Below are 24,938 nucleotides of genomic sequence, written 5' to 3' on the forward strand. Positions count from 1 at the left end.
TTTGTGTGTATTGTGTTGATATTGTGCGGTAACAGTCGGCTTTTAGCCAAGCTGCAATCACATGATCAAAAACTACTTTAAACTGGCTCTGCGTGCTTTGGCGCGGCATAAGTTATACGCGGCAATCAATATTTTCGGTCTCTCGCTGGGCATTGGCTGTAGCATTATCCTGTTCCAGTTCATTAGCTATCACTTAAGTTTCGATACTTACCATCACGATGCTAAACAAATATACCGGGCGGTAACAGAACTAAGGGTTGGCGATGGCAGCGTGGTGTACGAATCGGGTAATTCGATAGCGTTGGCTACCAACGCTAAAGCTAAGATACCCCAGGTAAAAGATGTTGCGGTGATGAACCGGCTACGGAAGGTTACGATAGCCATTCCGCAAGCAGATGGCGGTAACAAGCTCTTTGCAGAGAACGATATTGCGTCACTTACCGATCCGCATTTTTTTAACCTTTTCGATTACCAATGGGAGCAGGGCAATAAAAGCACGGCACTTAACGAACCCAATACGGTTGTATTAAGCCATAACATTGCCCAAAAATATTTCGGCAGCCAGGATGTTGTAGGCAAATCCTTGCGCCTGGATAGCAAGAACACTTTCCAAATTACCGGCGTAGTGGCCGACCATCCCGCTAATACAGATATCAAGACGGATATCTTCCTGTCGCTGGCTTCCCTAAAAAACATCCATCCCGATGACGCGAAGGAGTGGCTCAACAACTGGGGGTATATCGATTCGCGCAACAGCATATTTCTATTGCTGGCTGATGGCGCATCTGCCCAAACGGTAGAACGCGATATCAAAAATATGAGTAAGCCCGATATGGGCGATACGCAATCGGCCTTTACGTTTTTGCTGCAGTCACTGAGCGAGGTGCATTTTGATGGCCGATATACGGGCGTGATCCAGCGGTCGTTCTTGGTTACACTGGGCATTGTAGGGTTGATGCTGCTGGTGATTGCGTGCGTAAACTTTATCAATATGGCTACGGCACAAAGCTTTAAACGCGCCAAAGAAATTGGCACCCGCAAAGTGCTGGGCAGCACGCCAGGGGCCATATTTATCCAGTTTATAACAGAGACGGCAGCAATCGTTCTTGTTGCCGCATTACTAGCTGTTGTTTGGACCTGGCTGTTTTTGCCTGTATTGAACACGTGGCTACAAACCCAATTGAGTATTAATTTTCTTCGCGATGGGCAATTGACGCTTTTCGTAGGCCTCTTATTGGTGATAGTAATACTCGCAGCGGGTTCATATCCTGCAATGATATTGAGCCGCTTTAAGCCGGTGAATGCTTTGAAGAACCAGGTTAACGATAGTGCACAATCCTCAAGCTTCGGCCGCAAAGGGCTCATCGTGTTCCAGAACGTGGTGGCGCAGGTGCTTATCATCGGTACTATATTGATAACCATGCAGGTAAAGTTCCTTAAATCTGCAGATTTGGGTTTCAACAAGGAAGCCGTAATTGTAATGCCCGTCCCCGACGCTGCAAAAAGCAAAACCGACTACCTGCGCAACCAATTGATGGCACAGCCCAATATAAAAAGCATAACCTATTGCGACAGGCCCGCTGCCTCGATACAGAACAACGGCGGCTCGGTAAAATACGATAACCGCAACTGGGAAAATTTCACCGGCTACACCATCGTAGGCGATGCAGATTTTGTTAAAACTTTTGGTGTTAAGTTAATCGCCGGCCGAAACATTATGGAAGCCGATACCGCAAGCGAGTATATCGTAAACGAAACGATGGTACAAAAGCTTGGCCTGAAAAGTCCGGATGCTGTACTCGGGCATAAATTCGTTGCAGGCGGCCTCACCGGCAACCCCGGCATTATAGTCGGTGTGATGAAGGATTTTCACAACAAATCGTTTTACAGCGAAATTCAGCCCGAATCCATTTGTGCCATACGTAAAGAATACCGTTTTGCGGCGGTAAAGATAGGGTCGCAAAACGTATCGGCTACTATCGAATGCATCAAGCGAAACTGGCAGCAGGCGTACCCGGAAAATGTTTTTGAGTACCGTTTCCAGGATGAGCAGATAAACGATTTCTATCAGAAGGAAGAATTGATCAATAAACTCATCCGCTCCAGCGCGCTGATTGCCATCTTCATCAGCTGCCTTGGCTTGCTGGGCCTTATATCGCTATTAACGATGCAACGCACCAAAGAAATCGGCATCCGCAAGGTGTTAGGCGCATCAGTAGCTAATATTACTTCGTTGCTTACGGTTGATTTTTTAAAGCTAATAGTTATCGCTGTAGTTATAGCATCGCCCATCGCCTGGTTTGCCATGAGCCAATACCTGCAAAACTTTGCTTACCGTATAGATATTAAATGGTGGGTATTCGTGATATCAGCTGCTTCGGCTTTGCTTATTACATTTATTACCGTTGGCTATCAATCGATAAAGGCGGCGTTGGCCAACCCTGTAAAGGCTTTGGGGAGTGAGTAGGGATAGTTGATGATTCATTAGTCGGGGACTTCGTAACCAACACGCAGTATAAACTTTGGGCCAGCGATGCCAATGCCTGGCCGCCCATGTCCGACGGTTTGCAACATAACCTCAACCACGTAAATTAATTATTAGCGGGGTTGCGATGATACTTTTTAGGTTGTTTTTGTAATTCCAAGTAAACCAATAACCGGATTTTTACCCTATACACCCACTGTGTCGTTTCGGTTTGCGAGTGTGACACACTCAAAATGCTTTTTTATTGATAATCAAATAGTTAGAAAAACAAGCGAAACAGTACAATTTGTTTAGATAAACAATACAATATTCTTATTATTAAAATATTATGGTAAATTATCAAAAAATAAATGAAACCCTTTGCAGTACAAAGTGGAACACTAAAGTGACTGATTTCGGTTGTAATCTGCATGCTTGCAAGGCTGCGGTCACCAGCGGATCCTTCCGCGTTTTTCCGTGAAAACTCTACTTTAATCCGAATATTTCAATTTAATTCGTGTGATTCCTGTCCATCTTTTTACTATAATTGGCTGATGATTTACCAAAACACAGTGGCACACGCGGCGCAAATGGATGAGCAAGATGGGCTGAAGCAGTTTCGCCAACAGTTCCTCATTCCCAAACATCATGGAAGCGATGCGGTGTACCTATGCGGCAATTCATTGGGTTTGCAGCCACGGACGGCTAAGCATTATATCCAAACCCAGCTTGATGCCTGGGAAGATAATGCCGTGGAAGGCTGGTTTATGGGCAACGCCCCCTGGCTAAGCTATCATAAGCAACTCATCCCCACGCTCGCTGGTATTTTAGGCGCCAACCCGGTGGAGGTTACGGTAATGAACTCGCTTACAGTAAACCTTCATTTATTGCTGGTAAGTTTCTATAAACCAAGCAATAAGCGGTATAAAATATTAATGGAGGCGGGGGCATTCCCCTCAGACCAGTACGCTATTGAGAGCCAGGTAAGGTTCCATGGCTTTGCGCAGGCAGATGCGGTAATAGAAGTTGCGCCGCGCGAGGGAGAGCTCACTTTGCGTACCGAAGATATCCTCCAACAAATAAAAGATAACGCCGATGAACTGGCTTTGGTGATGTTCAGCGGCATAAATTACTATACGGGCCAGTTCTTCGATATCGAAGCAATCACCAAAGCCGCACATCAAGCAGGGGCATACGCCGGCTTCGATCTGGCGCATGCTGCGGGCAACGTGCCGCTGCAATTGCATCAATGGGGTGCAGATTTTGCCTGCTGGTGCTCGTACAAGTACATGAACTCGGGGCCGGGCGGTATCAGTGGTGCTTTCGTGCACCAAAAGCATCATACCGATACCACGCTTAACCGCTTTGCCGGCTGGTGGGGCTACCGGCAGGATAAACGCTTCCTGATGGCCCCCGGCTTTCAGCCCGAAGTGGGTGCAGAGGGCTGGAACGTAAGTACAGCGCCTATTATGCTGATGGCTTTACACAAGGCCTCGCTGGATATATTTGAGCAAGCAGGTGGGCTGCAAATGCTCCGCGCGAAGAGCGAACTGCTTACCGGCTACCTCGAATTCTTAATAAATGATCTCAATCAACGGGTAGGTTATGATGCTTACAGTATTATCACCCCTAAAAATAAAAATGAACGCGGCTGCCAGCTTTCGGTAGTATGTACCAACCGCGCCAGGGCCACGTTCAATTACCTGGCGGATAGGGGCGTGATAGGAGATTGGCGCGAGCCCGACGTAATACGCCTAAGCCCTGTGCCGCTTTACAACACCTTTGCCGATGTACACAAGGCTGCAGAATGCCTTTTTGAAGCCCTTACAGCTATTAAATAATACCAGATGATATATTATAATCCAAAGCAATGGTTCTCGCTGATATTCCGTTTCAGCAGGGCCGATACGCTACGCGAGCTTTTCCCACTGATGGTGTGCGTAAGTTTGTATGCCGGTGCGGTAACTTTTTTGCTGATAGATTTCTGGCACCTGCCCGAAACCAGCATCCTGCACAAGGTTATCTACATCCATCAAACCATCGGCTTTGTGTTTTCGTTGCTGCTGGCCTTCCGCATTAACTCCGCTTACGACCGCTGGTGGGAGGGCCGCAAAATATGGGGCWGCATGGTAAACAACAGCCGCAACCTGGCCATTAAGCTGAGGCACCTGGTTAACGAGCAGGACTTTGCCTTCTTCAGGTTCGCTATACCGTTCTACTCCCGCAGCCTGCGCGACCACCTGCGCGATATTTACCAGGCCGAGGAGCAGAGCCATATCCGCATCGACCCCAGCAAACATGTACCCAACCAGGTAGCATCGGCCATCATTGCCGAAGTTTACCGGCTTAACAAAGCCGGGCAGATAAACCCGGAGCAATTAATGAGCATAACTGCCGAAATAACCTCATTTACAGATAATTGTGGAGCCTGTGAACGCATCAGGAAAACGCCCATACCGTTCTCCTATAGCGTGTTTATCAAAAAATTCATCTTCACCTATATCATGACGCTGCCCTTTGCCTGGGCGTTCGATCTTAAGTACTTCATCATGCCTATCATCGGGTTTATCCTCTTCGTATTCGCCAGTATCGAGCTTATTGCCGAGGAAATAGAAGACCCATTTGGTTTCGATGCCAACGATTTGCCAATAGATAGTATTTGCGAAAACATTGATAAACACGTAGGCGAGATATTTGCCTAACCGCTCATATGCTCAGGATAGCTTACAGTCCCTTATACGCGCATCCGTTGCCGCTGGGGCACAGGTTCCCGATGCTGAAATATGAGCTGATACCCGAACAGCTTTTACATGAGGGCCTGATAGGCGGGGAGAGCCTCTTCACGCCCGCTATTTTGGATGAGCCAACCGTATTAATTACCCACGATAAGGCGTATTGGGAACAACTTCGCGATTTAACCCTTCCGCCTAGAGAACAACGCCGCATCGGCTTCCCGTTAACCACTCAATTAGTTGAACGCGAGCTACGGATAGCACAGGGCACTATCGACGGATGCCATTACGCCTTTGAGCATGGCATAGCCTTTAACGTAGCAGGGGGTACGCACCACGCCGGCAGCAATTGGGGTGAAGGGTTTTGCCTGCTGAACGACCAGGCCATCGCTGCTAATTATTTATTATCCAATAACTTATGCAAATCCATCTTAATCATCGATTTAGATGTACACCAGGGCAACGGCACCGCGCAAATATTTGAGCATGAGCCGCGTGTATTTACATTTTCGATGCATGGCGACAAGAACTTTCCCTTCAGAAAAGAACATTCGGACCTGGATATGCCGCTTGATGATGGCATTGGCGATGCAGCGTATCTTTCAATACTAAAAAACACCCTACCAGACTTAATAGAGCAGCAGCGACCTGATTTTATCTTTTACCTGTCAGGCGTAGATGTTTTAGCATCTGATAAGTTGGGCAAGCTGTCTTTAACCAAAGAAGGCTGTAAAGCGCGCGACCGCATTGTATTATCGCTATGCAAAACCCTTGAAATCCCGGTGCAGGTAAGCATGGGCGGCGGCTACTCGCCTGATATAAAAGATATCGTAGATGCACATTGCAATACGTTTAGGGTGGCGGATGAATTGTATTGTTGAGGTTACGAGTTCTATTTTTACCACAAAGGGCACAAAGATTTTCACAAAGGGCGCAAAGATTTGCGTGATTGATATTAAGATAAAAACTAAATATATTCGAACTATATGAACGAGAATGAGTTGTCTAACAGAGTTTTAGGTATCGCTTTAGAAGTACACAGCGTATTAGGTCCGGGATTGTTAGAGAGCGCATATAAGGAATGTTTATATTATAAATTGTTCAAAGCTGGTTTTTACGTTGAAAAAGAAAAACCGATGCCGGTTATATTCGAAGAGGTAAAGTTGGATTGTGGGTACAGGATAGATTTGCTTGTAGAAAATAAACTTGTTTTGGAATTGAAAAGCGTTGAAGCAATTAATGATATCCACCTGGCCCAAACTTTAACTTATTTGAAACTTGGCAGCTATAAGTTGGGACTTTTAATGAATTTTAATACAGTAAGACTTAAAGACGGGATAAGAAGAGTAATAAACGGTATTATCTAACTGGCAAATTTAGTAAGCGTACAATACCTTGGTGTACTTTGTGAAAATCTTTGTGGTCTTTGTGGTTAAAATTGCCACGATGAGTCGCGCCTGCCTAATTTATTACTACCTTCAATTTATTCCTTTTACTTATCCGCTGAAAACGCAGGAACAGCATCACTGAGGCCGACATTAAACCGCAGACCAGCCCATACCAAACGCCGGTAACGCCAAGGCCAAGATGTATGCCCAACAGGTAGCCGATTGGCAAGCCGATAATCCAGTACGATACAAATGTGATTACCGTAGGGATATTTACATCGCCGATGCCGCGTAACACGCCAAGGCCAACCACCTGCGTGCCATCAAACAGCTGGAAGAATGCCGCAACGATAAGTAACTGTTCTGCAATGGCTATAACGCTGTTATCTGTAGTATAAATATACGGTAAAACATGGTTGAACAGCGTAAATATAATGGCTGTGCAACTCATGAAAACGATAACGATGTGGTAATTAGATATAGCCGAAAGCCGCAGGTTATGATGATCGCCGGAGCCGAAATAATTGCCCGACCGGATGGCCGCTGCCGAGGAAATGCCGCTGGCCATCATGTAAGTAATTGCCGCCAAACTGATAGCTACCTGGTGCGCTGCCTGCGGTATGGGGCCTATCATGCCGATTAATATCGCTGCAGCGCCGAAAGCGCTCACCTCAAAGGTGTATTGCAATGCTACCGGCGCGCCGATTTTTAGTATTTGCAGCCCGCGTATGCGGTCGACGTTTCGGATAGCAAAATCCTGCAGGTATTTGCGGAAGATAGGGGAGCGCAGTACGTAAAAGGCCATTACAATCGCCATAACCGAGCGATCGATAAGCGTGCTAAGCCCAACGCCACGTATGCCCATAGGAGGGATGCCAAACAAACCTTTTACAAAGGTAATGCCAAGGCAAATGTTGAGCACGTTGCCCCAAATGGAAACCATCATGGCCTGTTTAGTGAAACCAAGCCCTTCGGCAAATTGCTTAAAGGTGCTGAAAATCATGAGGGGGATAAGCGAGAGGCTCAGCAAGAACAGGAAAGGCTTGGCTTGTGCCACCACCGAAGGAGATTGGTGCAGCTTATCAATAAAAGCCACAACGCCGAAATAAATCGCGCAAAATAAAATCACGGCGGCAATTACATTTAACAACAAACTATTGGATAGCAGCTTGCTGCATTCTTTATAATTGCCACGGCCATTGTTTTGCGCAATGAGCGGGGTTACGCCATAGCTAATGCCGATACCTATTACCAGCGGTACCAAAAACAGGCTACTCACCAACGATACAGCCGCAAGGGCTGTAGTGCCCGCAAAATGCCCTACGATAACAGAATCAGATACCTGCACCAGCGTATGGCCGAGTTGCGATATAACAACCGGGATAGCCAGTCTGAGGCTATCCTTATAGTAGTGCTTGTATTTGAGGTAGGTGGCTTTCATTACTAATGGGCTGCAAAAGTAATGAGTTTAATGATGCGGAACGATAGTTGCGGAAAGAAGTTGGCATAGGGTAATATACCCCAACCGTCATGCCGAATTTATTTCGGCACCCCACACGGCGGGCGGTCATCGTGCAGGGTACGTTAGCATAGTGGCAACTTTTATGATGGGGTTCTGAAAAAATTTCAGAATGACGACTGCGAAACTCAACTCGCCGTATAAAACTCTTCCTTTTCGGTAGTATGCACGCGGATAACGCCGGTGAGTACCAGGTTTACCAGTATGCGTTGGGCTCGGCGGCGGCCGATGTTGAGCAGTTCGCAAAATTGCTTGATGTTGATGCGTTCGGTTTTATCCAGGTGCTCCAGCAGGGCTTTCTCTTTGGAGGTATATTCTAAAAGCACGCCTTTATCGCTGGCCGATTGCTTTAGCACATCAACTACTATTTTGCTCGCCAGCACGCTTTTATCTTTCACGCGGATGTACACCCACCATTTGCCATCTTCGGCAAGGGAGTAATGTGGCTTATCTTTGCTTTCAGGGATATCTACCACCAGTACCAGCTTATCGTCCCAGTAAATCTCTTCAAATATAGGCTCGAGGGCCGGTCGGCTGTAAAAATGAGCCGCCTTGGTTATCATATAACGTTCCTCATCTTCGGCTTTAACACCTTTTATGGTGCCATCGTCCAGCACGCCGATGAGCAATCGGCCGCCTACGTTATTAGCGAACGATACCATGGTTTTGGCGATTTTTTCGCAGCTGGTGATGGTTTTTTTAAAATCGAGTGATACGCCTTCCCCCTCAAAAATCTGTCGTTTTAAATTCATGTCCCGGTATGTTAATCCGCTTTGTAAGGCGTATGTATCTGCATCCAATTTTCGGGGTTGGTTATCCGCGTGAAACCAAACTGGCTGTAAAGGCCCTGCGCATCGGCCGTGGCCAGGCTCCATCTACGCAGGCCCTGCAATTCGGGATGCGCCAGCAAGGTCTGTACCATCCATTTAGATAAACCTATGCCGCGGTGCGCCTCCAGCACATAAACGTCGCACAGGTAAGCAAACGTGGCCCTATCGGTTACCACACGCGCAAGGCCAACCTGCGTGCCGTTATGGTACAAACCAAAACACATCGAGTTTTCCAGCGCAATCTTAAGTTTTTCCACGGGCATTCCCTTTGCCCAGTACGATGTGTTAAGATAGCCATATATCGCCTCAAAATCAAGTTTTTCCTTGTCTGTGGAGATTTCATATCCCTTTTGCAGGAAAGCGGCATCGTTCATAAAAACAGGCATAACTATATCAGGGTTTTAGACAGGTCAAGGTCGCGTATGTAAACTTCGTTCATTAGCGTGGCGCAAACCTCGCCGGCTTTGTTAAATATCTCCACAAGGAAAACCTTTTCGAATTTCCCCGTTACGATCAACGTTTCATAAGCTTCGGCAATATCTGCTTCGCTTAATTTTATCTCGAAAAACAAGCTGGTAAGGCCCGGTTTCAGGAAATCAATTTTAGATGATTTAGACCAGATTGCCAAACGTTTTTTGCCATCCTTATTCAATATTTGATGGAACAACACAGGGTAAAACGGATCGGCAGCGGCGAATATCGTTCCGCCGAAGATAGAGCCGTTGTAGTTTCTATTGAGCAGGCTTTTGGCAATTTTTACCCTTACGCCGGTGAAGCCCTTGTCGATACCAACAACCCATATCCGCTGAAAAAGGAGGGGAGGGTAGAAGCGCATTACCCATTTCAAGGTATTTTCTGATACTAACATCTGCGTTAAATATCAGAAAAATATCGTGCAATAGGATAGGCGCGTACCAAGAATTTTATTGCTTATAATTTTAAGTTTATTTCCTTTTGAGAAATTTTATAAAACAATTAATACATTGACGAGTTATAACATGCAAGAAACATTTAGTTGAACACACAAAAATGATATCTAGTATGAAAAAGAAAATCTTAAGTTTCGCGTTAGTCGCGACGATGATAGGCGCAATTGCAACGGGCTGCGGTTCTGCCAAAGAAGCCAGTGGCTCGGACACCTCGGGCACCAAATCAGATACATCTGCTACCATGAGCACACCGAAAAAGGATACCACGATGAAAAGCGACACCGGCAAATCTGACACCACCAAACGTACTCCGCAGTAGGCTTAGTGGTTAAACATAAAATAAAGAATGCCCAACAGGATTTGCCGGGCATTCTTTATTTTATTTGAATTATGTTCTTAGAACGCCGTTTTGATTACGCCACCGTCGGCGCGTAAAGTTGCCCCATTGGTTGCTGCAGATAGAGGGCTGGCTATATAAGCTACCATATTAGCAATTTCTTCGGTTGTGATAAAGCGCTTAAGCAGCGATGTGCCGCGCATATTGGCGAAGAATTCTTTCTCCATCTCGGCATCGGTAAAACCTTGCTCGCGGGCCACAGCTTTAATAAATTCGCTTGCGCCCTCAGATGCAGTTGGGCCGGGCAATACCGTATTTACGGTTACGCCTGTGTTCACGGTAAGTTCGGCCAGGCCACGTGCTACCGAAATCTGGGCCGTTTTGGTCATGCCGTAGTGTATCATTTCTGCAGGTATCTGCACGCCCGATTCGCTGGATATAAAGATAATGCGGCCCCAATTTTTAGCCAGCATTTTATCGAAGTAAGCCCTGGATAAACGCACGCCGCTCAGTACGTTCACCTCGAAGAATTTGAACCATTCTTCGTCCGGGATATCCTTAAATCCTTTCGGATCGAAGATACCAACGTTATTGACCAGGATATCTACTTCGGGCAATTGGCTTATCAGGTTGTCAACCTGCTTTACGTCGGCAAAATCTGCCGCAATGCCCGTGATGTTGGTGTTGCCGGTTTCTGCGATTAATTTCTCTATCGTTGCCTTAACGCGGTCGTCGCTACGGCCGTTTACAATTACCTGTGCGCCTTCGGCTGCAAATAATTTTGCTATGGCGTAACCAATGCCTGCCGTAGAACCCGTCACCAGGGCAATCTTGTCGTTTAATTTCAAATCCATAGTGGTGATGTTTTATTGAAGCAAGTGTAGAAAATTACCCAGATAAAATCCTTAAAATCATTACAATATGGTGCTTTACTGACATAATTCGTACTGCCGCAGTATCTGCCTGATTTTTAGGTATAATGCCGCATAACTTACTAACAATTGGTTTCCATAAATTATTCCAATAATTAATATTATGTTAATTAGAAGATTTTTTAGGCCTGTCAATAACAATTCCCTGTAACGCAAAAAGCCACCCCTTTCGAGATGGCTTTCTATATGAGTTGATAATGGATTACTCTTTAATGGCATCCATTATTTTAGAGTACTTATCTACGTTAGGTTGATCTTTTTTGCCACGGTAGTAAGTTATCAGGTTTGCTAAAGCATCCCGTGACTTTGGCCTCAAGTCCACTGCCTTTTGCAGGAAAGGTTTAGCAGCATCGAACTGCGTGCTTGCTTTTGCCATTAACACATCGTATTGTTTTTGTGCGGCTGCTGTTCCAGGCAGGTTATTTGCAGTGTTGAATGAATCGATAGCCGGTGTCAATAAAATGTACCCCAGGTTAAGGTTAGCTTCAAAATAGTTCGGATCTATCTCCAGGGCTTTTTTGTACATATCGGCAGCCTTGCCGTAATCTTCGGTTGCTTTTGCTTTTAAGGCATTTTTTCCTGCTACATCTTTGGTGCCTTTTACTTTACCGGACGCAAGGTCGCCGGATTGTGAATAAACCAGACCCGCGTAGTAATACAAATCTTTGTTTTTAGGGTCGTTGGTGATAGCAGAATTAATCTTATCCAACACTTGCTGAGATTTGCCGCTTTGCAGGGCTATCTCTATCTCCTTTTTGCGCAAAGTAGAGCTATTTGGATATTTAACAAGCCCTTCTGAAATAGCTTTCAAAGCACCTGTGGTATCTTTGCTAACCAGGTACATGCCCGATAACTCATCGTATATACGCTCGCCGTTAGAATATTTGGTGGTAACCAGTTTGCTGTAATTAGCAATAGCGGCCGGGTAATTTTTTGAGTTGTACGCGGCAAGGCCGGTGTAATAAATGGCGGTAGTATCTTCGGGTAATATGCTGCGATAGTAATCAAAGGCCTTGTAAGCTACGTCATATTGCGCAGCCTGGTACGCATTAACCCCTGCTGTTAGCTGGTATTGGGCCAATGCAAGGTTGCCTTCGCTTATAATTTTAGAATATTCATTCTTCGTATCAAGTTCCTTGGCTTTCTTCAGGGCCTCCTCGGCGGTGCCGAACAATGTTGTGGCTGTAGCCGGAGTTTTTTCCTGGATGGCCAGGTTGGCGTAGATGGCGCCTTTCAATGCATAAGCTTGAGGCCAGGTTGCTGTTTTAGGGTTGGCGATGGCTTTGTCTATAGACGCCTGCGCGTTGGCAAGAGCAGTTGTTGCAAGCGTGCCCTGTTTGATAAGCTGGAACTTCTCAAATTCGCTTTGTGCGTTGTTCACGTCGCCTTTTTGGGCAAACGCAGTTACCGAAATAAGGCCCAATAGGCCCGCTATCAAAAATTTAATTTTCATTTTAAATAGTTTTTGTATTTAAGTTGATGGATAGCGGCCACGAAATGCGCCACAACCCAAGTTTAGTTGGTTACTTGCTTTAATTGGTTAGTTACCCTCCCCAACTGGGTGTCGTTGCCCGTTTTTTTGTAGGCCAATTGCAAAAGGGTTAAACAGTTCTTATCTCGTGGTGCCATTTCGTTAGCTTTTTCGAGCCATAATATAGCACTGGTGATATTCTTATCGTCGGTGTTATTTCCTTTCGTGCTTTTTTTGAAGTAAAGCAAGCCGAGGTTAAACACTGGCTCATAAGCCGTACCGTTCAATTCTATGGCCCTAAGATATAAAGATTCTGCCTTATCGTACAGATTTAATTGATCGTAGCAATTTGCCGCCACGAATGCGATATCGGCACTAGTGGGGTTATTGTCTATCAAAGCGCCCAACAATGGTTCTAACGATTTATAGTCTTTTTTGTTGTTGTAGATGTTGGCCTCGTCCTGCAGCAGCTGCTTATCTGCCGGCTGTTGCCTGCGGCCTTTCTTCAACACCTGCAGAGCCTTAGCCGTATCCCCCATCGATTTATAGATAGATGATGCAATGGCAATATATTCTATGCGGCTACTATCGGCATTGATAAGGTTGCTGTAGTTTTTAGCGGCTTCTGCCAGGTTGCCCTGCTTGCTGTTTGCGTAAGCAATGTAGGTATTTACCGGCCTGAATGCCGGCGCATATGCCTTGGCTTTCTGGAAAGCTGCGGATGCCTTTACAAAGTCGTTATTGTTGCCGGCCTGGAAACCGCGGCGTATATAGGCATCGGCCAGGCAGCGCCTGGCGTAATCAAGCTCGGGCACGAATTTGAACGCTTTCTGTTTTGCCGATAATTTATCGAACAAAGCTGAAGTCTGATCCAGGAATGGCTCGGGCTGGTTAAGCTTGTTGAGCGAATCGGTATTCAAAATGCTCGCGTTTACGATGAGGCGGTACATGTTCTTTTCCAGATCGCTGGAATCTGAGCGGGTTACAACGAGGCTATCTGCCGATTTTTTGGCTCTCGCCAAATAAGCCAGATCGTTTTTTTGCTTGTAAAAAGCAAGGTTGTTTACCACTGCCTTTAATGCTTCTGATTGCCCAAAAGCTAAAGATGTGGTAAACAACCCTAAAACCAGTAATATAAGCTTACGGTTATGCTGCATAAGTATTATTCTGTTTTGTCGTCTGCTTCAGGCTCCTCTCCTGCTGCGTCGGTATTGTCAGTTGGTTCAGTACTTGTTGTTTCGGCAGCCGGTGCATCAGTTGACGGAACTGCATCGGCACCAGCCTCAGCAACAATTGCCGAATTATCCAGCTCCTCGTCCTCATCATGATCTACTTTTGCTACCGAAGCAATCTCATCGTTGCCTTTCAGCGTAATAAGCTTCACCCCTTGCGTTGCGCGCCCCATGGTACGCAGTTCGCCAATAGCAATGCGGATAATTACGCCCGATTTATTGATGATCATCAGATCTTCTTTATCAGTAACACCTTTTATGGCAACAAGTTTTCCGGTTTTTTCGGTAATGTTAAGCGTTTTTACACCCTTACCGCCACGATTGGTAACACGGTAGTCGTCGATATCGGTACGTTTGCCGTAGCCTCTTTCTGATACCACCAATACGGTAGTTTCTTTATCGTCGATAGCTATCATGCCTACCACTTCGTCGTTATCGCTGTCTAAGCTTATACCGCGTACACCTGTTGCGGTACGGCCCATTGGCCTAACGGTAGATTCGTTGAAGCGTATGGCACGGCCCGATTGTAGCGCCATAACAATTTCGCTGCTGCCGGTGGTCAAAGTTGCCTCTAATAACGAATCGCCTTCGTTGATGTTGATGGCGTTGATGCCATTTGCACGCGGACGAGAGTATGCCTCTAAAGATGTTTTTTTGATAACACCCTTTTTGGTACACATAATAATGAAGTTGTTCTCCAGGTAATCTTTATCCTTGAGTGTTTTAAGCTTGATGTAAGCCTTGATGTTCTCTTCCTTAGGGATATTGATGATATTTTGGATGGCCCGGCCCTTAGAGGTGCGCGTACCTTCGGGTATTTCGAACACGCGTAACCAGAAACACTGCCCGCTCTCGGTAAAGAACAACATGTAGTTGTGGTTAGATGCAATGAACAGGTGCTCGATAAAGTCGGCATCGCGGCTGTTACTGCCTATGCTGCCTTTGCCGCCCCTGCCCTGCCTGCGGTACTCGGTAAGTGAAGTACGTTTGATATAGCCTTCGCGCGAGATGGTGATAACCACATCCTCATCTTCGATGAAGTCTTCGGTTTGCATTTCTGCAGACGAGTGTACCATTTCGGTCTTGCGCTCGTCGCCGTATTTGGCTTTAATATCTAAAAGCTCGTCTTTGATGATCTGCATGCGCAAACCTTCATCGGCCAGGATAGATTTCAGGTAGTCGATGGTCTTCATCAAAGCATCGTACTCATCCTTAATCTTATCACGCTCAAGGCCCGTTAAGCGCCTTAAGGTCATATCCAAAATGGCACGAGCCTGTATATCGCTCAGGGCGAAGTTGGCCATTAAGCCTTCGCGGGCTTCATCCGGGGTGGATGATGCGCGTATCAGGCGGATAACTTCCTCAATATGATCGAGCGCTATCAGTAAGCCTTCTAAAATGTGCGCACGTTTTTCGGCTTCGGCCAGTTCGTACTTGGTGCGGCGGATAACTACCTCGTGCCTGTGCTCCACAAAATGATGGATCAGGTCCTTCAGGTTAAGCATCATCGGCCTGCCGTGTACCAAGGCGATATTGTTTACGCTGAACGAAGTTTGCAGCGCGGTATATTTGTAAAGGTTGTTGAGCACGATGGCTGCGTTGGCATCGCGTTTTATCTCGTACACCACACGTATGCCTTCGCGGTTACTTTCGTCGCGGATGGCGGTGATGCCTTCTATTTTCTTTTCGTTTACCAATTCGGCGGTGCGCTCAATCATCAGAGCTTTGTTTACCTGGTAAGGCACTTCGCTAACGATGATGCGTTCGCGTTCGCCATTATAGGTTTCAATCTCGGCACGTGCGCGAATTACCACACGGCCACGGCCTGTTTCCAGTGCCTGGCGCGGGCCTTCGAAACCGTATATAATACCGCCTGTAGGGAAATCGGGGCCTTTAACATAGGTCATCAGTTCCGATATTTCAATGCTGCGGTTATCTATCAACGCTATGGTAGCATCAACAATCTCGGAGAGGTTGTGCGGGGCCATGTTGGTGGCCATACCCACCGCAATACCGCTTGCGCCATTCACCAAAAGGTTGGGGAATTTTGCTGGTAGTACAGTCGGCTCGTGCAGGGAGTCGTCGAAATTGAGTTGGAAATCGATGGTATCTTTGTTGATATCAGCCAGCATCTCTTCGGCAATCTTCTCCAGGCGTGCCTCGGTATAACGCATCGCCGCAGGCTGGTCGCCATCTATAGAGCCGTAGTTGCCTTGCCCTTCTACAAATGGGTAGCGCAGGCTCCAATCCTGTGCCATACGCACCATGGCATCGTACACAGATGTATCGCCATGCGGGTGGTATTTACCCAGCACCTCGCCTACTATACGGGCCGATTTTTTGTAGGGCTTGTTATTGTACAAACCCAGATCAAGCATGCCATACAATACGCGCCTGTGAACCGGTTTTAAACCGTCGCGTACGTCGGGCAGGGCCCTTGATACGATTACCGACATTGAATAATCAATGTAGGCAGATCGCATTTCTTCATCAATATTTATCGAAATTATTCTGTCTTCTTGGTGCGGATTATCGTTTTCTGTCTCTTCAGCCATTTGTTTTTCTTAGTGGAAAATATAATCAGTTTTTGCGTGTAAAATTGGTTTTTTTATACGACCTGCGAAGTTAAGAATTTATATGGCAACAGGGCAATTTTTTACTAACATTCCGCTCCTTTTTCAACGTTTTGGGGCTGAAAAAGAGGTCAAAAATATGTTACAAATTAGGTTTAGGGGTTTAGCTTTTTCCAATATTCCCGCACGGTTGTGCCGTTGGGTAATTTACCGGTAAACGTGAGCGTATCGTGGTTGATACTGTACACATATGGCACCGTGATATTGAGGGTTTTAGAGGGCTCTCGGCTATAGGTTTGCGTTTCAAAACAGGTGCTATCATTGGGTAAAGCGTATTTGCCCTGCTCGTAAACGATGGTATCTTGCCCTGGTTCAATAAAGGTGGCCTCGTACTCTGCATCGTTATAGCGGCGTTGGAGTTTGTAGTCTTTTGAGGCTGCTTCGGCTTTGTTGTTGTAGATGCCGCCGGCGTATTCGTAGGTGCCCTCCAACGTAGCAAACGGACTAAAAGATAAAAGGACAAGGGATAAAAGAACGGTTGGCAATAAAATTCTCTTTAGCATACTTAAACCCAATTTATTCCCTTCTTAAGTAAAGATAATGTCCTTTCTTCTTCGCTGCCGGGTTCGGCATGGTAATCATATACCCATTTTGCGGTTGGCGGCAGGCTCATCAGTATCGATTCGATACGGCCGTACGTTTCCAGCCCGAAGCGGGTCCCTGCATCGTACACCAGGTTGAATTCGGTATAACGGCTGCGGCGCTGGTATTGCCATTGCTGCTGCTCGGGCGTAAACTCTTTATAACGGTTGCGGTTCACCAGCTCAGTATAGGTGGGGATAAACGAGCGGCCCAGTACTTTAGAGAACTCGAATATCATCTCCCAGTTCATCTCTTCGTTGGCCGTAAGCCTATCGTAAAAGATACCGCCTATGCCGCGGGTTTCCTCGCGGTGTTTGATGAAAAAGTAATCATCGGCCCAGGTTTTAAAGCGGTGGTAAAACTCATCACTGAAGTGGTCGCACACATTTTTTATCTGCTGGTGGAAGAAACGCGCGTCTTCGTCTACCACATAATGCGGGGTAAGGTCGATGCCGCCGCCAAACCAGTGTACAGGCGTTTCGCCCGTATCGGTAGGCATTTCGAAGTAACGGATATTCATGTGGATGATGGGCACCAGCGGATGGTTTGGGTGTATCACAATGGATACGCCCGTAGCGAAGAAATCTTCCTGCTCTACATTCAGCGCCTTTTTCATGGTATGGGGCAGCTTGCCATGCACGGCAGAGAAATTAACCCCGCCCTTTTCAAAGATATTGCCATTCTGAATTACCCGGGTACGGCCTCCCCCGCCGCCGTCGCGTTCCCAAACCTCTTCCTCGAATTTGGCGAGCCCGTCGGTAGCTTCGAGGGCCGCACAAATCTCGTCCTGTATCTCGCGGTAACCAGCAGCTATTTGTTCTTTACTAATCATTAAGTTTTAATTAGTGATTTAGTGAATTATTGATTTATTGAATCACCTTCGGCAAAATTAAACAAAGTATTGATTTGGATAAATGCAGTTATTCACAACACACCCATTACATCGGCAGTCAGCTAATTGTTTCAACTAATTCCGGATTCTTCTTCTACGTAATCGAGGTCTTTCCCGAAACTTTCTTTTAACCGGCTTAACGAAAACAATGCCAGTGCGGTAACAATAAACATCATTACATAACCACTTTTCAAAATACTGGAATCCTTGCCGCCGTGCACTGTAAAATATTTTACAAATGCCTCGAAAAGGATAGTGATAGGAATAAGCGCCCCCCTTACAAAATTGGGTACTGTAGTGGTAACCGTAGCGCGGATGTTAGTGCCAAACTGCTCTGAAGCAATAGTAACAAATGTTGCCCAATAACCTACCGAGAAACCCATGAACAAGCATAGCCAGATAAACTGCTGCTCGGTAATGCCGTATGCATTTAAATATAAAATTACGCTGATAAGCGACAGCACCTGGAACACAAACATGGTTAATTTGCGCGATTTGGTTAACTGGGCAAACAGCCCGGCAAAAAGATCGCCGATAGAGATACCAATGTACGACCACATAATACCATTACCGGCTAACAGCGGCTTGGGGGCACCAAGCTCCCGGCCAAACTCGGGCGATTGGGTTATTAATATCCCCACCACAAACCATAGCGGCATACCTATCAGGATACAATGGAGGTACTTAAAAAAGCGCTGTTTATTGGTGAAGAGCATTAATATATTGCCCTTTGTTACCTTGCTTTCGGCTACATTTTTAAACATGCCAGATTCAAATGTACCTATCCGGAGCAGCAGCAATAAAATGCCAAGCCCACCGCCAATAAAGTACGCATTTCGCCAACCGAATTTGGTTGCTACAAGATTTGCTACCACCGCGCCGAAAAGACCAACCACTGCCACCATCATGGTGCCATAACCCCGGTTTTCTTTGCTTAATGTTTCGCTTACAAGCGTAATGCCTGCACCAAGTTCGCCCGCAAGGCCAATTCCTGCTATTAAACGGATCACAGCGTAGGTGTTTACATCATGAACCAGCCCGTTTGCAAAATTCGCCACCGAGTATAAAAGGATAGAACCGAACAAAACCTTTATACGGCCAAGCTTATCCCCTAGTATCCCCCACAGAACGCCGCCCAATAGCAGCCCGCCCATTTGCATGTTAATTACGTATTCGCCCTGTAAACGCAGGTCTGTAGCAGCAACGCCAATATCTGTAAGGCTTGCTTTGCGCACAATGCCAAATACCAGCAAATCGTAAATATCTACGAAGTAGCCCAATGAGGCCACAATAACCAGGAAGATGGCGTTTTTGGTAAGTTTTGCGGGGGCGGCGGTAGTCATTATTAATTAAAGGTTTTAAATTGGTTGGCTAATGTAGATAAAGCCGACAATGTTGCCTAATTTTTCGAACAAAAAAACCCCCGCTTTTTTCGCGGAGGTTGATATATCTTCTCAGGGTTTTGCTTACACTTTCTTTACGTTTACGGCTTGTAGGCCTTTACGACCGTCTTCAACATCATATTCAACGTTGTCGTTGTCCTTTATGGCGTTAACGCCGCCTTGTACATCCTTAAAATGTACGAAAAGGTCCTTCCCCTCCTCGGTGACAATAAAGCCGTAGCCTTTCTGGGTGTTAAACCATTTTACTTTTCCAGTTTTCATAATAATAGTATAATCGAATTAAAATTTGGTTAGCGATCAGTAAGTAATTCAACTGGTTATAAAAAAAGCTTAATAATCAATTATAGAATGTACAACTATCTTTTCAAATATATAAAATTATTAATAACCAAATAAAATTATTTATGCAAGTTAAAAAAACGTAAAAGTTTGGTTAAAACAACAATAGCCACCCAAATTGGGCGGCTATTGTTACATAGGCAATGTAGGTGCCTGGTAAATTATTTGATGGTTTTGAAGAAGTAAACGCCGGCAGCAGGAGTTACGCGTACCAATACTTCTTTGTCGTCTTTCGAAAGATCTACGAAGTAAACGGTGCTATCGAAGCTGTTGTCGTCGCCGGTTTCTAATTGGATCACTTCTTTAGCGAAGTAACCTTCGTATTTAGCAGCAATTTCTTTCCTTGCTTTTTCAGGCAATGCTTTAAACTGAACGTTCTGGGTTACGCCGATCAACTCGCCGCGCAGGTTGTAGAAAGCTGACATTTTAACGTCATCTAAAGTAAAGGTTACTTTCTGGAAGGTAGTGCTTACTTTCCAGCTTACGTTCTCAGCACGAGCGTAATCGCTGTTGAATTTTGAGATGGCGGCGTAAGTTACGTTTTCGGTACCGTCATCGGTTTTGATTGCGCTGGTAGCAGCATATATGTTGGTAGTGAACAAGCTGGCAGCGATGGCAAGGGTTACAAATATCTTTTTCATAGCTTTTAAATTTTATATTTTTTTAATTATTATATTTCTTATTTACATAACAAAAGTACGCATGTATTGAATATATTCCAAATTAATGTCAATTATTGTGACAATTTGATAATATATACATCAAAAATATGAAAATTTAAAAAACAAAGCCGATACTTAGTGTATAATTGACATTATCTCAATAAAAACGCTATATACTTATTGTATAAAGTACACTAAGTAGTTTTTGGGGCAAATAATACATGTGTTTGTGACATTTATTTGACAAAAACCGTGTTTTTAGGCTAAAAATCAACCATTGTCGGCAAAACCCGGGTACAGGGCCATGCCGCCGTCGACGAAAACGGTGGTGCCCGTGATGTAATCTGCATCGTCTGATGCCAGCCAGGCGGCCAGTTTTCCTACATCGGCGGGCTGCCCTATCCTATTATAAGGTATAAGTTCCAAAAGTTTTTGTAAAGACTCGGGCGTTTCCCAGGCGGTCTTATTTATTGGGGTTTGGATAGCTCCCGGGGCAATGCCTGCCACCCTTATTTTATGCGGCGCCAATTCCTGCGCTATGCTTTTCATGAACATACTGATGCCGCCCTTGCTGGCCGCATAGTTTACATGCCCCGCCCATGGGATAACTTCGTGCACGCTGCTCATGCAGATGATCTTACCTGCCGCCAGGCTGCGCTTTTCCACCACTCCCCTTTTGATGAACTCCTTAGCAGCCTCGCGCGAGCAAAGGAACTGGCCTGTAAGGTTTATGTTGATAACGGTGTTCCATTGCTCCAAAGTCATATCCACAAACTTCGCGTCCTTTTGCAGGCCGGCGTTGTTCACCAATATATCTACGGTGCCGTACTTTTTAATGGCTGCGGCAAACATGGCTTTTACTTCGTCTTCCTTGCTTACATCGCATTGATAGGCAAATGCTTTGCCACCCGCGTCTTTAATAATGTTAACCACCTCATCGGCAGCAACCTGGTTATGTGCATAGTTGATAAGCACTTTCGCGCCTGCTTCGGCCAATGCAATAGCTACTGCTTTGCCTATGCCGCTATCAGAACCGGTTACTATTGCGGACTGGCCCTTAAGTTTTTGTGGTGTTTTCATGGTGATATATTACACAGAACACTGATAATAGTTTGGCGTTATAATTTTAGGCACGCAAAGGCGCAAAGACGCAAAGTTTTTTTAAGGACAACAAGCTATTAAATTACTTATTTTCTTTGCGTCTCTGCGCCTTTGCGCGAAAATATTATAGACTACAACGCTTTTATGTAATCCAAAAACAGATAAAGCGCTTTCTTCTTATCTTCCGTCAGGTCGAAATCCAGACGGTGCATCAGGTAATCTTCCAGGTCGAAATCGGCACGGTGGGGTAATTCTTTGAGCAATTCCATACGATGCGCAAGGCCGTGGCGCAGGGCGTTATTGAAATCGCGGATGAAATCTTCGGAGATGGGTTTGTTGGCTATCCAGGCAGCGAATACGAAAGGCAAGCCGGTGAATTTTTGCCATTCGGCCGATAAATCGTACAAAAAAGCGTATTTATCGGTTTTACCGAATGTGCGGTCGCCGATTTGTACGAATGCAGTTTGGCTGTCGACAGATGTGCCGTAATCCGGTGCATCTTTCACCAACTCGGGCCCTACCTGCCAAAAGTTTTTGAGCAGCACGCGGGCAAGGTTGTTAGAGCTGCGCGATTGCGGGTCGAGCTGCACAGTCTTCACGTCTTTAATATCGCAATTGCTGAAGATGAACACTGAGTTTACCGCGCCAACAGCACCTATGCAATAGGCAGAAATGATTTCCCATTGTGGCAGGCTAAGCGTAGCGGCCACAGGTATCAGCCCGATATCGGCTTTATCGTCTATCAGTTTCTGGGCACAGTCGGAAGGTATATCCAGGCTTAAATCGATATCGTTGATAATGGCGGAGTGTTGTAATCCGTATAAAAAGGGCTTGGTGTTAGTATAACTAACGGCGGATATCCTGATCTTATTCACTTAAACGTTCTGTAGTTTTTAGATGCGCAGCGTTATTGAAATCTACAATCTCGAATTTGCTGCCATCATAAGTCAATTTATAAAGCACCAGGTTTTGGTGCGGGAAGGTATCCATCTCGGTAAGTGGTCTATCGGTAAGAATACATAAAAGCAGCCGCATGGCCCTGCCGTGCATACATATGAGCACGGTTTTCTCTTCGGGGTGGCTCATGATTACATCCATAGCCTCCAGCTGGCGCACTTTTACCTCGTTCGGGCTTTCGCCACCTTCGAATTTGACATCAAGGTTGCCGGCCACCCAATTGCGCATTACCTCCAAAAAATCGGCCCTTAATTCGGGAGAAGCCGCCTGCCCTTCGTGGATGCCCCAGGCCAACTCGTCTAACCCCGGAAGTTTTTCAAAGGGGATGCCCTGATCAATAAACGGCTGGATGCTTTGCTGTGTGCGTTTTAACGCGGATACGTAGACCTTATCGAAAGCAACGTGCCCGTAAGCGGCAAAAAACTGGCGGGCCTGCAGGCGACCCTCGTCATTAAGGTCGGTATCTTTACCGCGCCCTTGTATTATGCCTTGCTTATTCAGGTCGGTTTGCCCGTGGCGTACGATGTATAGGGTTTTATTCATTTACTATAGTCATTGGGTCATTGAGCCATTGGTTGTTAAGCCACTCAAATAATGACTCAATGACCCAGTGACTCAATGACCTTAGTTAATCACCGGCAGTTTGTAATACTTCGGTTTTTCGGTTTCCTCGAACTGATAATCATTATAATCCGTCACTACGTTATATAATGTATCTCGTTCTATAGGGTAGCGGCCGCCGTTCTTTATTAGCTCTACCAGTTGTTTGGTGCTCATTGCGGGGTGCTGTTCTTCGGCGCCAGCCATGCTGTATATCTTGGTAGTATCGTCCAGCGTGCCGTCGATATCATCTACCCCAAAATTGAGCGACAGCTGCGCCGTGGTGCGGCTTATCATGGCCCAGTAAGCCTTTATGTGGTCGAAGTTATCCAGGTAGATGCGCGCGATGGCGTAATTGCGCAAATCTTCCACTACGGTACTTTCGGGTACGTGGCTCATCTGGTTATCCTGGTTACGGAATTTCAGCGGGATGAAGGTTTGGAAGCCGCCGGTACGGTCCTGCAATTCGCGTAGGCGTTCCATGTGATCTACCCGGTGCCAATATTTTTCTATATGGCCGTAAAGCATGGTAGCGTTGGATCGCATGCCTATTTTGTGCCATTCTTCGTGTATGGCCAGCCACTGGTCGCCGGTACACTTATCTTTGGCTATCAGGTCGCGCACCTCGGGGTGGAAAATTTCCGCGCCACCGCCGGGGATAGACTCCAGCCCTGCATCCTTCATCAGCTGCATGCCGGTGGCGTAATCTATCTTAGCTTTCTTAAAGATGTAGTGGTATTCTACCGGCGTAAGCGCCTTCACATGCAAATCAGGGCGATGTTGTTTTATGCGCGTGAAAAGCTCGCTATAAAAAGCAACATCGTACTGCGGCAGTACCCCGCCTACAATATGCACCTCGGTAACGGGCTGGCCGTCGTATTTGAATACGATATCCATCATCTCGTCCATCGTGTACTCCCAGCCTTCGCTACGCTGTTTCAGCAAGCGCGAATAAGAGCAGAATTTGCAATCGTAAACACAAAGGTTGGTGGGTTCGATATGGAAATTACGGTTGAAATAGGTTTTGTCGCCGTGTTTCTGCTCGCGTATATAATTAGCCAGTATGCCCAGGTAGCCAAGTTCGGCTTTCTCGTAAAGCAGCAGGCCTTCATCGAAAGTGATGCGCTGCTTGTCAAGTACTTTTTGGGCTACGGCCTTAAGTTCGGGTGAAAGCTGCGGGTTATTTAGCAGTATCCTGAAATTCTCTGATACCTCCATTATTAGAAAAATAGTTTAAGCAAAGGTAGCAAAATACAGCAATTTTGTAAAGGCAGCATTTAGTTACGCATGTTTAAACATCTAAAATGACGGTGGGTTTACAAGGGCATTGCGTAGCACCCCTCCATTATCTTATTTCCTTTACGTACACTTTGATATCCTTTACATGTATGCCGGTGAGGCAATCGTCCTGGCAGCCATTTGGTACATACCCTGCCAAAGAAATGAGGCCATTATTGTTAGCCTGGAAAATAATTTCATTTTCAGCCTTATTCACCTTCAGCCATTCGTTTTTTGCTTTGGCGTACACCTGGTCCAGCGTTAGCCCTTCGAAGCCATCGGTATGGGTATTGAGCGTGCTGCCGCTTTCTGCCCACTTTTTCAGCGTGTCTACCACATTAGGCACCACCGTAGGGCGAATAAGGAAAAAATCCCGGGCTACAAGCTTGCCATTCTGTATGGTGATTTTAGATTCGGCGTAGGTACCTGTCCACGAGCCGTAATACGTTACGTAACTATAAGAATTGCCTGATGATTTTTTGAACGATAGCCATGTGGAATAGCTATCCTGGTATTCGGGGGCTACGGTTTCTTTTTTGCAGGCAGATAAGCCCAGTGTTATGATTAAAAGGATAAAGGATAGGTGTCTCATTAGCTTCATTTTAACAACATTACGCAGTCGATTTTAATTACGCTACAGCAAATACCGAAAATTTC

At 45.9% G+C, this 24,938-nt stretch carries 24 protein-coding genes; 6 read left to right on the plus strand and 18 right to left on the minus strand.

The genetic code is table 11. The annotated features are described in order from the left end of the window. Window positions 1-61: 61 nt before the first annotated feature. The 5 genes from AC1DYT_RS08625 to AC1DYT_RS08645 all read left to right on the plus strand — a co-directional run bounded on the left by AC1DYT_RS08625 (window position 62) and on the right by AC1DYT_RS08645 (window position 6,563). The gene (locus AC1DYT_RS08625; RefSeq protein ID WP_477469218.1) at window positions 62-2,467 is read left to right on the plus strand and encodes an ABC transporter permease; all 2,406 of its coding nucleotides are present in this window, start codon (window positions 62-64) and stop codon (window positions 2,465-2,467) included. 551 nt (window positions 2,468-3,018) lie between these two features. Continuing rightward, window positions 3,019-4,305, plus strand: coding sequence for a kynureninase (gene kynU / locus AC1DYT_RS08630; protein ID WP_477469219.1), 1,287 nt, complete (start codon window positions 3,019-3,021; stop codon window positions 4,303-4,305). A gap of 6 nt (window positions 4,306-4,311) precedes the next feature. Further along, entirely contained in the window at window positions 4,312-5,166 is an 855-nt protein-coding gene (locus AC1DYT_RS08635; RefSeq protein ID WP_477469220.1) for a bestrophin family protein, read from the plus strand. Between the two features lie 8 nt (window positions 5,167-5,174). Next, window positions 5,175-6,077: a histone deacetylase family protein gene (locus AC1DYT_RS08640; protein ID WP_477469221.1), complete on the plus strand. Its 903-nt coding sequence runs from the start codon at window positions 5,175-5,177 to the stop codon at window positions 6,075-6,077. Between the two features lie 105 nt (window positions 6,078-6,182). After that, window positions 6,183-6,563 (plus strand): GxxExxY protein, encoded by a 381-nt coding sequence (locus AC1DYT_RS08645; RefSeq protein ID WP_477469222.1) that lies wholly within the window; start codon window positions 6,183-6,185, stop codon window positions 6,561-6,563. A 94-nt stretch (window positions 6,564-6,657) separates the two neighbouring features. Here the strand turns inward: AC1DYT_RS08645 and AC1DYT_RS08650 are convergent, their stop codons facing one another. The 4 genes from AC1DYT_RS08650 to AC1DYT_RS08665 form a co-directional block, all read right to left on the minus strand. Next, complete coding sequence (locus tag AC1DYT_RS08650) at window positions 6,658-8,025, minus strand: MATE family efflux transporter (protein WP_477469223.1); 1,368 nt, start codon at window positions 8,023-8,025, stop codon at window positions 6,658-6,660. Between the two features lie 206 nt (window positions 8,026-8,231). Then, entirely contained in the window at window positions 8,232-8,855 is a 624-nt protein-coding gene (locus AC1DYT_RS08655) for an AlbA family DNA-binding domain-containing protein (RefSeq protein ID WP_477469224.1), read from the minus strand. Between the two features lie 11 nt (window positions 8,856-8,866). Then, window positions 8,867-9,319, minus strand: coding sequence for a GNAT family N-acetyltransferase (locus AC1DYT_RS08660; RefSeq protein WP_477469225.1), 453 nt, complete (start codon window positions 9,317-9,319; stop codon window positions 8,867-8,869). Between the two features lie 2 nt (window positions 9,320-9,321). Continuing rightward, entirely contained in the window at window positions 9,322-9,801 is a 480-nt protein-coding gene (locus tag AC1DYT_RS08665; protein ID WP_477469226.1) for a PaaI family thioesterase, read from the minus strand. Between the two features lie 173 nt (window positions 9,802-9,974). On the opposite strand from AC1DYT_RS08665, the gene AC1DYT_RS08670 reads away from it, so the two are divergent. Continuing rightward, window positions 9,975-10,181, plus strand: coding sequence for a hypothetical protein (locus AC1DYT_RS08670; protein WP_477469227.1), 207 nt, complete (start codon window positions 9,975-9,977; stop codon window positions 10,179-10,181). A 77-nt stretch (window positions 10,182-10,258) separates the two neighbouring features. On the opposite strand, the gene AC1DYT_RS08675 is transcribed toward AC1DYT_RS08670, so the two are convergent. From AC1DYT_RS08675 to AC1DYT_RS08740, 14 genes are all read right to left on the minus strand, one after another. Continuing rightward, window positions 10,259-11,053, minus strand: coding sequence for an SDR family NAD(P)-dependent oxidoreductase (locus tag AC1DYT_RS08675; RefSeq protein ID WP_477469228.1), 795 nt, complete (start codon window positions 11,051-11,053; stop codon window positions 10,259-10,261). Between the two features lie 280 nt (window positions 11,054-11,333). Beyond that, window positions 11,334-12,584 carry a tetratricopeptide repeat protein gene (locus tag AC1DYT_RS08680; RefSeq protein WP_477458901.1) on the minus strand — a complete coding sequence of 417 codons (1,251 nt, stop codon included), beginning with the start codon at window positions 12,582-12,584 and terminating at the stop codon, window positions 11,334-11,336. 62 nt (window positions 12,585-12,646) lie between these two features. Continuing rightward, on the minus strand, window positions 12,647-13,759 hold the full coding sequence (locus AC1DYT_RS08685) for a tetratricopeptide repeat protein (protein WP_477469229.1): 1,113 nt from the start codon (window positions 13,757-13,759) through the stop codon (window positions 12,647-12,649). A gap of 5 nt (window positions 13,760-13,764) precedes the next feature. Next, on the minus strand, window positions 13,765-16,389 hold the full coding sequence (gyrA, locus tag AC1DYT_RS08690) for a DNA gyrase subunit A (RefSeq protein WP_477469230.1): 2,625 nt from the start codon (window positions 16,387-16,389) through the stop codon (window positions 13,765-13,767). Window positions 16,390-16,562: 173 nt separating this feature from the next. Beyond that, window positions 16,563-16,970 (minus strand): hypothetical protein, encoded by a 408-nt coding sequence (locus AC1DYT_RS08695; protein ID WP_477469231.1) that lies wholly within the window; start codon window positions 16,968-16,970, stop codon window positions 16,563-16,565. A gap of 2 nt (window positions 16,971-16,972) precedes the next feature. Next, window positions 16,973-17,881: an oxygen-dependent coproporphyrinogen oxidase gene (gene hemF / locus AC1DYT_RS08700; protein ID WP_477469232.1), complete on the minus strand. Its 909-nt coding sequence runs from the start codon at window positions 17,879-17,881 to the stop codon at window positions 16,973-16,975. A gap of 131 nt (window positions 17,882-18,012) precedes the next feature. Beyond that, on the minus strand, window positions 18,013-19,284 hold the full coding sequence (locus tag AC1DYT_RS08705) for an MFS transporter (protein ID WP_477469233.1): 1,272 nt from the start codon (window positions 19,282-19,284) through the stop codon (window positions 18,013-18,015). Window positions 19,285-19,407: 123 nt separating this feature from the next. Next, the gene (locus AC1DYT_RS08710) at window positions 19,408-19,605 is read right to left on the minus strand and encodes a cold-shock protein (protein ID WP_477458895.1); all 198 of its coding nucleotides are present in this window, start codon (window positions 19,603-19,605) and stop codon (window positions 19,408-19,410) included. Between the two features lie 239 nt (window positions 19,606-19,844). Then, window positions 19,845-20,324, minus strand: coding sequence for a hypothetical protein (locus tag AC1DYT_RS08715; RefSeq protein ID WP_477469234.1), 480 nt, complete (start codon window positions 20,322-20,324; stop codon window positions 19,845-19,847). Window positions 20,325-20,615: 291 nt separating this feature from the next. Then, window positions 20,616-21,425, minus strand: coding sequence for an SDR family oxidoreductase (locus AC1DYT_RS08720; protein ID WP_477469235.1), 810 nt, complete (start codon window positions 21,423-21,425; stop codon window positions 20,616-20,618). Between the two features lie 152 nt (window positions 21,426-21,577). Beyond that, complete coding sequence (locus tag AC1DYT_RS08725; RefSeq protein WP_477469236.1) at window positions 21,578-22,321, minus strand: menaquinone biosynthetic enzyme MqnA/MqnD family protein; 744 nt, start codon at window positions 22,319-22,321, stop codon at window positions 21,578-21,580. Next, complete coding sequence (locus AC1DYT_RS08730) at window positions 22,314-22,946, minus strand: histidine phosphatase family protein (RefSeq protein WP_477469237.1); 633 nt, start codon at window positions 22,944-22,946, stop codon at window positions 22,314-22,316. Before AC1DYT_RS08730 ends, AC1DYT_RS08725 begins: the two co-directional genes overlap by 8 nt. Before the next feature lie 81 nt (window positions 22,947-23,027). Beyond that, window positions 23,028-24,221: an aminofutalosine synthase MqnE gene (gene mqnE / locus AC1DYT_RS08735; protein ID WP_477469238.1), complete on the minus strand. Its 1,194-nt coding sequence runs from the start codon at window positions 24,219-24,221 to the stop codon at window positions 23,028-23,030. 127 nt (window positions 24,222-24,348) lie between these two features. Next, window positions 24,349-24,873 carry a hypothetical protein gene (locus AC1DYT_RS08740; protein WP_477469239.1) on the minus strand — a complete coding sequence of 175 codons (525 nt, stop codon included), beginning with the start codon at window positions 24,871-24,873 and terminating at the stop codon, window positions 24,349-24,351. Window positions 24,874-24,938: the final 65 nt, after the last annotated feature.

The organism is Mucilaginibacter sp. P1_D10 (assembly GCF_056406215.1).